Genomic DNA, 13,917 nt, shown 5'->3' with positions numbered 1-13,917 from the left:
TGTCCTCGTTCCCTTCAACAGACGATCTGCTGTCCTGCTCAAGGCTGGTCAGGTCACTTAGGCTCACTCCCCGCGGCTTCGGGGGTTCATCCAGAGGACACTGGAAATGACACAGGCAATTGCATCGCCCATCGTTCACGACCTGATCGGCGTCGGTTTTGGCCCTTCGAACCTGGCGCTGGCCATCGCTCTGCAAGAGCGCGGGCCGAGTCAGGGCGAGCTGGATGTTCTGTTTCTCGACAAGCAGGCCGACTACCGCTGGCACGGCAACACCCTGGTGACCCAGAGTGAGTTGCAAATTTCCTTCCTCAAGGACCTGGTGACCCTGCGCAACCCGACCAGCCCGTACTCCTTCGTCAACTACCTCAAGCACCACGGCCGCCTGGTGGATTTCATCAACCTGGGTACCTTTTACCCGTGCCGCATGGAGTACAACGATTACCTGCGCTGGGTCGCCGGGCAATTTGCCGAGCAGAGCCGCTACGGTGAAGAAGTGCTGACCATCGAGCCGGTGCTGCACAACCAGCAGGTCGAAGCGCTGCGGGTAGTTTCGCGCGATACCCAAGGTCAGCAGCACGTTCGCACCGCCCGTTCGGTGGTGGTCAGTGCCGGCGGAACACCGCGCATTCCCGAAGCGTTCAAGGCGCTCAAGGGTGACAGCCGGGTGTTCCACCACTCCCAGTACCTGGCGCAGATGGCCAAGCAGCCGTGCGTGAACAACCTGCCGATGAGCATCGCGATCATCGGCGGCGGGCAGAGCGCAGCGGAAGCGTTCATCGATTTGAACGACAGTTTCCCGTCGGTGCAGGTGGACATGATCCTGCGTGGCTCGGCCCTGAAGCCGGCGGACGATAGCCCGTTCGTCAACGAAGTGTTCTCGCCGCAGTTCACTGATCTGGTGTTCCAGCAGGCGAGCAGCGAGCGCGAGCGTCTGGTCAACGAGTACCACAACACCAACTATTCGGTGGTGGACATCGACCTGATCGAACGCATCTACGGCATCTTCTATCGCCAGAAAGTGTCGGGCATCGCCCGCCATGCGTTCCGTACCCTGACCACTGTCGAAAAAGTCACCGCCACCGCGCGCGGTATTGAGTTGGCGGTACGCAACAACGCCACGGGTGAACTCACGGTCCGTCATTACGACGCCGTGGTGTTGGCCACCGGTTACGAGCGCCAGATGCACCGCAAACTGCTGGCGCCGCTGGAGCAGTACCTGGGCGATTTCGAAGTCGATCGTAACTACAAACTGATCACAGACGAGCGCTGCAAGGCTGGCATCTATATGCAGGGCTTCTGCCAGGGCAGCCACGGCTTGAGCGACACCTTGCTGTCGATCCTGCCGATTCGCGCCGATGAAATTGCCGGTTCGTTGTATGAACATGGCAAGGCATGGGGGCATGGCCGTTCGGTGTCGGATTTGTTGCTAGCCACCGCCAGTTGACCCTGTCTGATCGTTCCCGCGCGGCGTGGGAACGATCAGGCCTCGATCCTGAACCCTGCCAGCGTTCTGCTAGCTGTTTTTTCGTTTTTTCTTCTGCCACCGGAGGAAGCGTCCTTCTTTTTAGGAAAAGTCCTACAGAAAGCTCGACAAGTCTTCCGTAGCCTTGCGCCCTCACGAATCTGACATCCTCCTGGGGGCCCACGTTGTCGAACAAAGCCTTACGTATCCTGATCGCTGACGAGTTGCATTTTCACCGCATGAAGGTCGAGCGACTATTCAATCAACTCGACTACTACCGGATAGCACCGGTGCAGAGCCTTGAAGAACTGTTGACCCTGGTCGAATACGGGGGCGAGCCATTCGATCTGGTGGTCATCAACGCCTCGCTGGCGGGCGGGGCGTTGAACCTGTTCGATTTTTTCCTTGATAACCAACAGGTTCATCACGCCTTGATCTATGACGGTCAGCAGACGCAACGGCCGCCCATTCCTGTCGGCGTTCAACAGACGGTTGAAGTGAGCCATGCAATGCTGCCTGATCTGGCGTCCATTCAGCGGCTGATGGCGATCATCGACCCTCGTCTGCCGTTCGTCGGTACTGTCATTTCTGTCAGGTAGTTACGCCCGGTTTTCCATGCAAAAGTCTTTGCGCCGCCAGTAAGTTCAACCGGGCCGGGCTTATGGGCATTGATTGTTCAATCGTCGTTTTTGTTGCACAGGGAGTTGCCATGAAGTCAGTGCTGATTGTGGACGATCATCCGGTGGTTCGCGCCGCAGTCAAAATCGTACTGGTGCAGGAGGGGTTCAAGCAGATATACGAAGCGGCGAGTGGTAATGAGGTCTTGCCGAAGATTCGCGAACACAAACCTGATCTGGTGGTACTGGATCTGGTGATGCCCTCGCTCGACGGGTTGGATGTACTGGCGCGGATCAAGACCAGTGGGGTGCCCTGTCGAGTACTGGTCTTTACGTCCCAGGAGCCCATGTATTATCAGGATCGTTGCATGAACGCCGGCGCCGCAGGCTATATCGCCAAGTCCAATGACTTGCAGCACTTGCACAGAGCCGTGCACGCCGTGATGGCCGGTTACACCTTTTTCGCCCAGCTAACGTCGGCATCGGTGTCGCTAAGCTCGATACAACTGAGCGAAAAACAGATGATCGATAAACTCTCCGACCGGGAACTGACGATTTTTCAGCATCTGGCCCTGGGCATCAGTAACAAAGAGATCGCTGAAATCATGCACTTGAGTCACAAGACCGTCAGCACCTACAAGACCCGTTTGATTGGAAAACTCAACGTGGAATCAGCGGTGTACCTGAGGGATTTTGCCAAGCGTAATCATCTGATCTGAGTGAGCCCGATCATGCGCGATTGTTTGTGGGCTCTGTTGCTGTTCTGTGGACTGGGAACACCGGTGATGGCGGCCGATGAGCCAAAGCTTTTGCATGTGCTGGGGCGTTCCACGGTGGAAGGGTATCGGGTCCAGCTGGATGAAACAGACTGGCAGTGGTTGCGTGGTAAGCGAGTCTTGCGCCTGGGGGTGTCGGGGCCGGACTACCCGCCGTTCGAGATCACGCGTAACGTTGATGAGCTGGAAGGCATCACCGCAGACTATGCGGCCCTGTTGGGGCAACTGCTGCACGTAAAAATCGACGTGCTTCGTTATCGCACCCGCGAGGCGGCCATGGATGCGCTCAAACGCGATGAGCTGGACCTGCTCGGCACGTCCAACAACTTCGAGGCGGCAGACCCCAAGCTGACCCGATCCAGTGCTTATGCCGAAGATCAGCCGATGCTGGTGACCCGCCTGGACGACTGGATGCCCGTCGACCTTGCGGGCAAACGCATCGCCATGGTCGATGACTATATGCAGGCGCAGACTGTCGAGGCCTACTATCCCGATGCGAGCTTGCAACGCTACCCCTCGGCACTCGATGCGATCGGGGCAGTGGCGTTCGGGCAGGATGATGTGTACCTCGGGGACTTCATCAGCGCCAATTACCTCATCAATAACAACTACCTCAGTAATGTACGCCTGGTAGGGCCTTCCGGCCTGGACGCCAATCCGTTCGGCTTTGCCTTCAGCCGGGGCAACCCTCGTCTGAAGCGCATTGTCGATAAGACACTGGCGGTGATTTCCATGGATCAGCGCACGGCCATCGAGCAGCGCTGGAGTGCCGGAAGAGCCAACATGGCGGGTCAAGAGCGAGTACGTTTGAGCGCCAGTGAACAACGTTGGCTGGATCAACATCCGACGGTGCAAGTGGGTGCCGTCGAGAGCTTTGCACCGCTGACTTTTTACGATGCACAGGGACAACTCAGCGGATTGACCGCGCAATTGCTGACGCTGATCAGCCAGCGCAGCGGCTTGACCTTCAAGGTGCAGCGGGGTAATTCCCTTGATCAGCAGATCCAGCAACTCAAGGACGGCAAGATTGACGTGTTACCTGTGGTCACGCCCGGTATCGAACGCGAAGTCGAACTGCGCTTCACTCGGGCCTACTTGAACAATCCGTTTGTACTGGTCAGTTCGACCTCCCCGGGTAGCCCCAGGAACCTGGATGATATGGCCGGTAAACGCTTGGCGATTTATCGCGGTCATCCGTTGCTCGGGTTCATCCGCGCTCGGGCGCCACATGTACGTCTGGTCGAAGTGCAGAGCCCGGCGCAGGGTATGGAATGGGTGATCAACGGCCAGGCCGACGGGGCAGTCAGCTCATTGATCGTGGCTCGGTATCTGATCACCCGGCAATACCGCGAGCGTCTGCGGATCAGCGGCACCGTGGGTGATGAACCGGCGCGTATCGCTCTGGCCACCAGCCGTGGTGCGCTGGAGTTGTACTCTATTCTGAACAAGGCACTGCTGAGCATTTCGCCCCGGGAAATGGATGAGCTGTTAGCCCGCTGGAGCAATGATGTAGTGGTCGATGGCAGCTATTGGCTGCGTCATCGCCAAGGCATTCTGCAGGCGTTTGCCGCTGCGGGCGCTTTGCTGTTGCTCGCACTGGCCTGGATTGCCTGGCAGCGCCGGCAGATAACTCAACGCCAGCAACTGCTCGGGCAATTGCAGGATGCCAAGAACGCCGCCGACGATGCCAATCGCGCCAAAACCACCTTTCTGGCGACCATGAGTCATGAAATCCGCACACCGATGAATGCCCTGATCGGCATGCTCGAACTGGCGCAGAAGGGAGCGCAAGAGGGCTTCGCTGATCGCTCCGCCATCGAGGTGGCATCCAATGCCGCGCAGCAATTGCTGGCGTTGATCGGCGACATCCTGGACATCGCCCGCATCGAGTCCGGCCATTTGTCGCTGACCCCTGAACGGGCCAATCTACGCACGCTGGTGAAGTCGGTGTGCCGGGTTTTCGAAGGCCTGGCACGGCAGAAGAACTTGCAGTGGCGGGTCGAATTGGCCGAACACAGCGATCGTGACGTGTTAGTCGACCCCACGCGTTTCAAGCAGGTGCTGTCCAATCTGCTGAGCAACGCGATCAAGTTCACCCATGAAGGTGAGGTGAGCCTGACGCTGCGAGTAGAGCCCGGCGTGGCGGGGCATCTGGCCGTCAGTATGCGTATTGAGGACAGCGGCATGGGTGTCAGTGTGGTCGATCAGCAACGGCTGTTCAGCCCGTTCGTGCAGGCCGGTAACAGCCAGCAGTCAGGCCACAATGGCTCCGGCCTGGGACTGGTGATCAGCCGCACTCTGTGCGAAATGATGGGCGGCCGATTGCAGCTCAACAGCGTCCTCGGACGGGGTACTCAGGTCGACATCAGCGTTGATCTGATTGCGTTGCAACCGTTGAGCGGCGGCGAGTGGGCGGATAGCGGATTGCAGATGGCCACTCGGCTGCTGACGATTCTGGTGGTCGACGACTACCCGGCCAATCGATTGTTGCTCTCACGGCAACTGAGCTACCTGGGGCATCAGGTGCTGGAGGTTGAGGATGGCGAGCGTGGTCTTGTGAAGTGGCGCGAGCATCAGTTCGATTTGGTCATCACCGATTGCAACATGCCGGTGGTCAATGGTTATGAGTTAGCGGGTGCGATACGCGATGAAGAGCGCGCTAATGGCTTACCACCCACGCTGATTCTTGGGTTTAGCGCCAATGCGCAGCCGGAGGAGAAGATCCGTTGCCTTGAAGCAGGCATGGATGACTGTCTGTTCAAACCGATCCGACTGGCAGATCTGAGTGCCTGGCTGGCGTCTCGATTTGCGAATGAGCCGCCAGCGCCGGTTGAAGAGCAAGCAACGTCCTGGATTGACTTGGCCGGCCTGGAACTCTACGTCGGGGAAGACCGGACGCTGATCAATCAGTTGTTGCGCGAACTGGCCGAGACCAATCGCTACGATCGCGATGACCTGCTTGCAGCGCACATCAGTGGCAATCGTCACCGGCTGCAGGACCTGGCGCACCGTATCAAAGGTGGTGCGCGGATGGTTCGTGCACAACGTTTGATTGAGTGCTGCGATCATCTGGAACGTGCCTGCGCCGAAGGGCGCGCGACGTTGATCGACGAGGCCGTCGATCAACTGCAACACGCCATGGCACGCCTGGATCAGAGCCTCAAGGCAGACTGACGTTTAGTCCCGGTGGGGGCGTCGCCTGCAGGCGACTGCTTATCCCAAGGATATCCAATGACCGAGCCAAAACCCAAGCGCCCTAGGTGTCCGAAATAAAAACTCCGTCAGCCCCGCATGTCGTGTCCCTCAAGCAATATCGCTGTGGCTGAACTCCTCGCCCAGAAAGTCGATCAATGCGCGCACCGACGGCAGCAGCCCACGGCGTGACGGGAAGATGGCATGCACGATCCCGCATTTGGGTGCCCAGCCCTGCACCAGTTCCACCAGTCGACCCGCGGCAATGTCATCGCGCACCACCACGCGGGGCAGGTGAGCGATGCCGATCCCGGCCACCACGGCGTGACGCAACGCCAACAGGTCATCGGTGACCATTCGTGGTGCATGCCGGATCATTGCGCTGGCGCCGTCCGGTCCAAACAATTCCCACTGATATTCACGCTGCGCGGCGCCCCAGTGCAGGCTCGGCAACCCGCTGAGGTCCGCCGGGGAGGCCGGTGATGACAGGCGCGGCACGAAGGCCGGACTGCCTACCAGGCACTGGGTGCTGTTGCCCAGTACCTTCATCACCATGTCGGTATTTTCCAGTGGCGGAAAGCGCACCCGCAGGGCGATGTCGAACCCCTCGTGGATCAAGTCAACCCGGCGGTTGGTGCTCTCGATGAACACCTCCACCCGTGGGTACTTGAGCATGTAGCGGGTCAGCATCGGTCCGACCCAGGAGTTGAGCAGCGCGGTCGGGCAACTGATGCGCACCAGGCCCTGGGGTTCGGAGCGGTTGCGTTCGATCAGTTCGGCAGCGCTTTCCGCTTCCACGCGCATCGCCAGGCAACGCTGGTAATAGGCCTGGCCAATTTCCGTCAGTGAACAATGCCGGCTGGTGCGGTGCAGCAGGCGTACGCCGAGGCGCTCTTCGAGCTCGGCAATGCGTCGGCTGAGCTTCGATTTGGGCATGTCCAGCGCCCGGCCGGCCGGGGCGAAACCGTGGTGTTCGACCACTTGGGTGAAGTAGTAGAGGGTGTTGAGGTCTTCCACCATCGTTCTCCCTATAGAACGCTAAGGCTGGTTTTTGCAGTCTAGTGCATCAAAGGGTTCAGTTTTAAGCTTTATCCATCGTGTCACTCACCCGATTCGGAGGCGAAATGAAAAACATCATCGGTATCTACACCAGCCCACGGACCCATTGGGTCGGCGACGGTTTTCCGGTTCGCACGCTGTTTTCCTACGACAACCTGGGCAAGCACATCAGCCCGTTTTTGCTGCTCGATCACGCCGGTCCCGCTGAATTCACCCCGACCAACGAGCGTCGTGGCGTTGGTCAGCATCCACACCGCGGTTTCGAGACCGTGACGATCGTTTATAAGGGCGAGCTGGAACACCGCGACTCCACCGGCAGCGGCGGCAAGATCGGCCCAGGCGACGTGCAATGGATGACCGCAGCATCAGGAATTCTCCACGAAGAATTCCACTCCGAAGATTTCGCCAAGTCCGGCGGCACCCTGGAAATGGTTCAGCTGTGGGTCAACCTGCCGGCCAAGGACAAGATGGCCGACGCCGGTTACCAGACGATTCTCGATGGCGACATCCCGAGCATCGCGCTCAGGGACCAGGCTGGCAGCCTGCGCTTGATTGCCGGTGAGTTCGATGGCCACACCGGCCCGGCGCGCACGTTCACCCCGATTGACGTCTGGGACCTGCGCCTCATCGGCGGCAAGTTGCTGACCCTGGACCTGCACGAAGGTCGTAACACGGCACTGGTGGTGTTGCGTGGCACGGTTCAGGTCAACGGTGTGGAACTGGTGCGCGAAGGGCAGTTGGCGTTGTTCGAACGCAATGGCCAGCAGCTCAGCCTGGAAGCCAATAACGACGCAGTGGTGCTGCTGCTCAGTGGCGAGCCAATCGATGAGCCAATCGTCGGCCATGGCCCGTTCGTGATGAACAGCGAGGAGGAAATTCATCAGGCCTTTGCTGACTTCCAGTCAGGTCGGTTCGGCCGGATGAGCGGTTGAACTCATTGTTGTAACGCTGTGACGTGCCGGGCGAGGGCAACTACCCTTGCTTGGCCGGGCTTTAACGAACTATCAGGTTTCTCTCACGCCGGCCCGTTCGGCATCGATAAAAAGGCGAGGACTACTCCCATGACTACCTCTTACAAACGTCTCGACAAGGATAACGCCGCTGTTCTGTTGGTTGATCACCAGGCGGGTCTGCTTTCTCTGGTGCGCGACATTGACCCGGACCGTTTCAAGAACAACGTGTTGGCCCTGGCTGACCTGGCCAAGTACTTCAAGTTGCCGACCATTCTCACCACCAGTTTCGAAACCGGCCCCAATGGCCCGCTGGTGCCCGAGCTCAAAGCGCTGTTCCCGGACGCGCCGTACATCGCCCGCCCAGGCCAGATCAATGCCTGGGACAACGAAGACTTCGTCAAGGCGATCAAGGCCACCGGCAAGAAACAACTGATCATCGCCGGCGTGGTCACCGAAGTATGCGTGGCGTTCCCGGCACTGTCGGCACTGGCTGAAGGCTTTGACGTGTTCGTGGTGACAGACGCTTCCGGCACCTTCAACGAACTGACCCGTCAATCGGCCTGGGACCGCATGTCGGCCTCCGGCGCACAGTTGATGACCTGGTTCGGCCTGGCCTGTGAGCTGCATCGCGACTGGCGCAACGACGTGGAAGGCTTGGGCACCTTGTTCTCCAACCACATCCCGGACTACCGCAACCTGTTTACCAGTTACAACGCGCTGACTAACGGCAAGTAGTGTTGGGTTGATGATAAAAAAGGGCCTCGTTCGAGGCCCTTTTTTTGTTTTAAGGGCCGGTGCGCGTACCCTGACGCTGCTGATCGGTCAGTGACATTTTCGGCGTATCCATCAGCCTGCAATGCCGCTATCTGTTGAATAAACCGGCGGCGTGTGTCCTGTTGAAAGGCTCCAGCACCACCGGAGTGGAATACGAAAACAGTGGTTTCGTGGTCTCGATGGATCAGAAACGCATGGTCTGTCATCTGCTGTTCGACCTGGCATTCCGGCACCAGCGGGCCAGCGGTGTCAGCGTGTGGTCGAACTTCGACCCCCATGTGCCTGCCAACCTGTCGCGGCGGGGAGATGATCCTGGCGGCAGGAGAGGCCAGCGATCATTTGTTCATCATCGAATCCGGCGTTGTGTCGGTGGAGCTGAGCCGCAGCGGGGTCAAGTTCGAGACCGGGCGCATGGGCCCGGGTGAAGTGATCGGCGAGGGGGATTTTTGCAGTGGCTGCGCAATCGAGCGTAGGGGCTTGAAGGTCATGGGCCCGGGCGCAATCAAGCCGGTTATTTTCAACCCCGCCCATTGGCCTCCTCTTCTTCCCAATAATTGGCTATTTGTTGCAGGTCAGTGCGCGATTAACGTAGTCCCACACCCCTTGTGACTGGAGCCCACCATGCAACCGCGTACCGATTTCTACACCGCGTCCCCAGAGGCACTCAAAGCCATGATCGCGCTGGAAACCGCTGTGTCGAAGCTGCCTCTGGAAAAATCGTTGATTGAACTGGTCAAGCTGCGCGCCTCCCAGATTAATGGCTGCGCCTTCTGCGTCGACATGCACACCGCCGATGCCCGAAAGGGTGGTGAAACCGAACGTCGGCTGTATGCGGTGTCGGTCTGGCGTGAAACGCCGTTCTTCACACTCCGCGAACGTGCGGCGCTGGCCTGGACCGAGTCCCTGACGCTGCTAAGCCAGACCCATGCCCCGGACGAAGACTACGAACTGGCCACCGCCCGGTTTACCCCCAAGGAAATGGTTGACCTGAGCGTGGCGATTTCCACCATCAACAGCTGGAACCGCTTGGCGGTAGGCTTTCGCAAAATGCCTCAGGAATAACACTCAACACTCAATGAGCATCCGCACCCTGTGCGGCCGATGGTTGCACCTTGCGCATCAAGTTGAACAATCCTGCGCAGCGCGTGCGGCAGCCTCAATTCCTTAGCCCTCAGTCATGGGCAGTTTCGCTCCCGCGTCGTTCGCGAAGAATGACGACGTGTATTAGCGCGAAGCTTGCGCGGTGTGACTCGGCGGGGTTCTCAGCCCCGCTGTCTCGCCACCGTCCACCGTCAACACTGTACCGTTGACATAGCTGGACGCCGACGACAGTAACCAGCAAATCGCCTGGGCCACCTCTTCGGGCGCGGCCAGACGACCGGCGGGGATCCGTGCAGTCAGGGCGGCAAGACGAGGTGCGTCCTGCATAATCGCTCCCATCATGCGGGTGGCAATCTGGCCGGGACAAACCGCGTTAAAACGCACGCTTGCGCCAAATTCGAGCGCCAGTGCCTGAGTCAGGCCGATCAACGCGGCCTTGCTGGCGCAGTAAGTGGCCAGTCCCTCTTCGCCGGCCTTGCCGGCGATTGACGACACATTCACCACCGCGCCATTACCGGCTTGCAAGCCGGGTAAGGCATGCTTGATAAAGAAAAATGCCGAGCGGGTGTTGACCTCGAACAGGGTGTCCCATTCCAGCTGCGAGGTCTGTGTGAGCGCCTTGCGTGCGGCCATGCCTGCGTTGTTGACCAGACCTTGCAATGAGCCGTTGCCCAGTTCCAGTGCACGATCGACCACTCGCTGACAATCGGCCTCTTGCCGCACATCACCCGCCACGAACGTGCTGCCCGGCAGGCGTTGGACGAGCCGTTCCCCCGCCTCGGCATCTCGTCCAGTGAACACAACCGACACGCCTTGGCCGATCAACTGCTCCACGGTGGCGGCGCCGATGCCCTGGGTACCTCCGGTCACGATATACAGGCTCATCCGTTATTGCTCCTTGAGTTGGCGAGCGGTGCGTTGTGCACGCAAGGTCAGCCAGGTAGTGGTCATAAGCCCGACGATGCCCACCAGTAACAACAATGTCGACATGGCGAGAATTGAAGGGTCGATGGTGTCGCGGATGCCATCGAACATTTGACGAGGCAAGGTTCTTTGGCTGGGGCCTGCGATGAACAGCACCACGACGATTTCATCGAAGGATGTCATGAAGGCGAAGAGTGCACCCGATATCACGCCGGGCGCGATGATTGGCAAAGCGATGCTTGTGAAGGCCCGCACCGGCGAGGCGCCGGACATGGCGGCGGCCTTGAGCAGGGTCATGTCGAAACCCTGAAGGCTGGCGGCTACGCTGATCAGGACGAAAGGCGTCGCCAGTACCGTGTGGGCCAGAATCAGACCGATCAGGGTTCCGGTCAGGCCCAGTTTGCCGAAGAGGAAATACATGCCCAGCCCGGAGATCACCGGCGGGAAAATCATCGGTGAAATCAGCAGGCCGAGCATTCCGCTGGCGGCCGGCAGGTTACGTCGTGCAAAGGCCAGCGCGGCCAGGGTGCCCAGCAGTGTCGCCAACAGAGTCGAAGCGATGCCGACCCACAGGCTGTTGCTCAGCGCCTGCATCCAGGGGCCGCTGGTGAGTACCCGGTCATACCATTGCCCCTTTAAACGCCTGTACCTGTCGACCTCGCATACCACGAAGATTCTCGATGAAAGCCTCGACGTCATCGAACACACCCTCAAAGCATTGATTCGCTAGGCCGAGCAACGGAGAGCGGCACGCGCAGTGCCGCTCTTTCTGCAACAGACTCCCGAACCGCTGTAATGCAAGGTTGAGTGTTACTTATAGGATATAAGACAATGTATTTCAGATTTTGGCGCAGCCTCGACAGGCTGCGCAATAAAAAAGCATCATCCAGAAGTTCGACCGTGCAGATTCAACCGCTCGAACAAGGCAACCTGTCCGCCCGCGCCTATTACGCCATCCGCGAAGGGCTGATTGCCGGCAACTTTAAGCCCGGCGAGCGGCTGGTCATGCAAGACCTGGCCGACAAGCTGGGCACCAGCGTCACACCGGTCCGAGAAGCCTGCCTGAGACTGGTCAGCGAACGTGGCCTTGAGTTGCGTTCAGGCCGTTTTGCCATGGTCCCGGAGCTGACCATGAGCCGTTACCTGGAAGTGCGCACCATCCGTATCGCACTGGAAGGCCTGGCTGCGGAACTCGCCACACGCAACGTGGCGCCCGAGGACCTGACCCGGCTGGAAGCACTGCATGCCAGTTTCCAACAAGCGGACCAGGCCAATGATGGCCCACAAGCGATGCACTTCAACCGCGAATTCCACTTTACGGTCTACCGGTTGGCAGCAATGGACATGCTGACTGCGCAAATCGAAGGGTTGTGGGTGTCCATGGGGCCGATCCTCAATCTTTTCTACACCAAAGGGCATAACACCTACATCGGTGCCGACGAGCATCTGGTGCTGATCGAAGCCCTGCGCGAGAAAAAACCGGCCAAGGCGCGCAAGGCTATCGCCGAAGACATTATGCGAGGAGGCGTCAGCATCATCGGCTTCATTACCGAAAGCGAAGGCAAGTAGTCTTTTCCATCAAGCGGTGCCCGCCGTGTTTGCGGCGGGACCCAAGCCATTCCCTTCAGGACCAACTGACCACTGACCATCGCGAACCCATCCTGCCCATTCCGACTGCTCACCCCCTCGACACCATTCAGACCTTCAACACCTTCCCGCCAATGGCCACCGCCACCAGCAATACCGCCATCAACCCAAAGGCAAAACTCAAACTGCTGCCATGGGCGATAAACCCGATCAACGCAGGCCCCGCAAGAATCCCGGCATAACCCAGCGTGGTAATCGCCGGCACAGCGACGCTTTCGGGCATCACGGTCTGTTTACCCACCGCGGTGTACAGCACCGGCACAATGTTCGAACAACCCGCCCCCAACAATGCATAGCCCACTAGCGCCGCTTCCCAACTCGGGGCGAAGGTCGCGACAAACAGGCCCGCTGCGGCCGTCAACCCACCGAATACAATCACCCGAGTAGCGCCGAGACGACGCACGATCGAATCACCGGTCAAACGTCCGACGGTCATGGTCAACGCAAACGCTGCGTAACCCAGTCCCGCATAAGCGGTGTCGATCCCGCGTTCCTGCGCCAGGAACACCGCACTCCAGTCGAGCGCCGCGCCTTCGGCGAGGAACACGATGAAACACATCCCGCCGATGAACAGCACGATGCCATGGGGCACGGCAAACGCCGGTCCCGAACTTTCGCTGCCGTAAGGCAACAGGTGCGGCGCAGCTTTCAGCAAGGCCAGCACCAACACGACAATCACCACCGCCATCGCCCCCAGCGGTGAAAGGCCCAAGCCGAGCAGGGCGCTGACACCTGCCGCGCCAACAATCCCGCCGAGGCTGAACATCCCGTGAAACCCCGACATCATGGTCTTGCCGCTGGCCCGTTCGACGATCACCGCTTGCAGGTTCACCGTCGAATCCACCGTGCCCAGGCCCGCGCCGAACATGAACAACGCAGCAATCAACGCTGGAATCGACGACACCGTCGCCAACAGCGGCAGGGCCGCACAGATCAGCAACACCCCGGCGCTTACCACTCGGCGACAGCCGAAACGCGTGGCCAGAAGCCCTGCCATCGGCATCGCCAGAATCGACCCGACCCCCAGGCACAACAGCAGCAAACCGAGCGTCCCTTCATCCAGCCCGGCCCGCGCCTTGGCATACGGCACCAGCGGCGCCCAGGCAGCGATGCCGAAACCGGCAATGAAAAAGGCGATGCGCGTGGACATCTGCTCCAGACGCCCGGGAACAAATGCGGTTTGAGTGTTGAGGCTGGTCATATCAATCCTTGGCGAAAAACGTCGCGTACCCCAGGGACAGTGATTGACCGGTGAGGGCTCGATCAGCGTCCACCCAGGTTCGCGGTCAGGCAGGGTGACATCCTTGCACAGCCGGGCCCTCCATCGCGAGCGCGGGCGTCAGTGCCCTTCGCACAATCCGCGCAGGTATTCGTCACGCACTTGCAGAGTCTCGAACAGTTCCAGTGCCCGT

The 13,917-nt window shown here is 59.5% G+C and carries 13 protein-coding genes and 1 pseudogene; 10 read left to right on the top strand and 4 right to left on the bottom strand.

All coding sequences use genetic code 11. The features are described from left to right. Nucleotides 1-106: 106 nt before the first annotated feature. From ACXPVS_RS14690 to ACXPVS_RS14675, 4 genes are all read left to right on the top strand, one after another. The gene (locus ACXPVS_RS14690; protein WP_458510574.1) at nt 107-1,444 is read left to right on the top strand and encodes a lysine N(6)-hydroxylase/L-ornithine N(5)-oxygenase family protein; all 1,338 of its coding nucleotides are present in this window, start codon (nt 107-109) and stop codon (nt 1,442-1,444) included. A gap of 203 nt (nt 1,445-1,647) precedes the next feature. Next, on the top strand, nt 1,648-2,061 hold the full coding sequence (locus tag ACXPVS_RS14685; RefSeq protein WP_458510573.1) for a response regulator: 414 nt from the start codon (nt 1,648-1,650) through the stop codon (nt 2,059-2,061). Nucleotides 2,062-2,171: 110 nt separating this feature from the next. Then, entirely contained in the window at nt 2,172-2,798 is a 627-nt protein-coding gene (locus ACXPVS_RS14680; protein WP_458510572.1) for a response regulator, read from the top strand. 12 nt (nt 2,799-2,810) lie between these two features. Next, entirely contained in the window at nt 2,811-6,029 is a 3,219-nt protein-coding gene (locus ACXPVS_RS14675) for a transporter substrate-binding domain-containing protein (protein ID WP_458510571.1), read from the top strand. 129 nt (nt 6,030-6,158) lie between these two features. Here the strand turns inward: ACXPVS_RS14675 and ACXPVS_RS14670 are convergent, their stop codons facing one another. Further along, on the bottom strand, nt 6,159-7,067 hold the full coding sequence (locus ACXPVS_RS14670; RefSeq protein ID WP_458510570.1) for a LysR substrate-binding domain-containing protein: 909 nt from the start codon (nt 7,065-7,067) through the stop codon (nt 6,159-6,161). 104 nt (nt 7,068-7,171) lie between these two features. On the opposite strand from ACXPVS_RS14670, the gene ACXPVS_RS14665 reads away from it, so the two are divergent. The 4 genes and pseudogenes from ACXPVS_RS14665 (at nt 7,172) to ACXPVS_RS14650 (ending at nt 9,895) form a co-directional block, all read left to right on the top strand. Continuing rightward, complete coding sequence (locus ACXPVS_RS14665; protein WP_458510569.1) at nt 7,172-8,038, top strand: pirin family protein; 867 nt, start codon at nt 7,172-7,174, stop codon at nt 8,036-8,038. A gap of 129 nt (nt 8,039-8,167) precedes the next feature. Continuing rightward, the gene (gene ycaC, locus ACXPVS_RS14660) at nt 8,168-8,794 is read left to right on the top strand and encodes an isochorismate family cysteine hydrolase YcaC (RefSeq protein ID WP_458510568.1); all 627 of its coding nucleotides are present in this window, start codon (nt 8,168-8,170) and stop codon (nt 8,792-8,794) included. An 89-nt stretch (nt 8,795-8,883) separates the two neighbouring features. Then, nucleotides 8,884-9,298 (top strand): annotated as a pseudogene (locus ACXPVS_RS14655) (cyclic nucleotide-binding domain-containing protein); the annotation flags it as partial. A gap of 156 nt (nt 9,299-9,454) precedes the next feature. Next, complete coding sequence (locus ACXPVS_RS14650) at nt 9,455-9,895, top strand: carboxymuconolactone decarboxylase family protein (RefSeq protein ID WP_458510567.1); 441 nt, start codon at nt 9,455-9,457, stop codon at nt 9,893-9,895. Nucleotides 9,896-10,057: 162 nt separating this feature from the next. Here ACXPVS_RS14650 and ACXPVS_RS14645 read toward each other — a convergent pair whose 3' ends face one another. After that, nucleotides 10,058-10,819 carry an SDR family NAD(P)-dependent oxidoreductase gene (locus tag ACXPVS_RS14645; RefSeq protein WP_458510566.1) on the bottom strand — a complete coding sequence of 254 codons (762 nt, stop codon included), beginning with the start codon at nt 10,817-10,819 and terminating at the stop codon, nt 10,058-10,060. A 3-nt stretch (nt 10,820-10,822) separates the two neighbouring features. Next, nucleotides 10,823-11,452 (bottom strand): ABC transporter permease, encoded by a 630-nt coding sequence (locus ACXPVS_RS14640; RefSeq protein ID WP_458510565.1) that lies wholly within the window; start codon nt 11,450-11,452, stop codon nt 10,823-10,825. Nucleotides 11,453-11,465: 13 nt separating this feature from the next. Between ACXPVS_RS14640 and ACXPVS_RS14635 the strand changes: the two genes are divergently transcribed. Both ACXPVS_RS14635 and ACXPVS_RS14630 read left to right on the top strand, forming a co-directional pair. Continuing rightward, nucleotides 11,466-11,588: a hypothetical protein gene (locus ACXPVS_RS14635; RefSeq protein ID WP_458510564.1), complete on the top strand. Its 123-nt coding sequence runs from the start codon at nt 11,466-11,468 to the stop codon at nt 11,586-11,588. Nucleotides 11,589-11,758: 170 nt separating this feature from the next. Beyond that, complete coding sequence (locus ACXPVS_RS14630) at nt 11,759-12,427, top strand: GntR family transcriptional regulator (RefSeq protein WP_458510563.1); 669 nt, start codon at nt 11,759-11,761, stop codon at nt 12,425-12,427. Nucleotides 12,428-12,554: 127 nt separating this feature from the next. Here ACXPVS_RS14630 and ACXPVS_RS14625 read toward each other — a convergent pair whose 3' ends face one another. Then, nucleotides 12,555-13,706, bottom strand: coding sequence for an MFS transporter (locus ACXPVS_RS14625; RefSeq protein WP_458510562.1), 1,152 nt, complete (start codon nt 13,704-13,706; stop codon nt 12,555-12,557). Nucleotides 13,707-13,917: the final 211 nt, after the last annotated feature.

This window comes from Pseudomonas sp. Ma2-10 (assembly GCF_054330215.1).
Note: the sequence above shows the minus strand (reverse complement) of the source record. Positions and strands in the feature narration are given on the sequence as shown.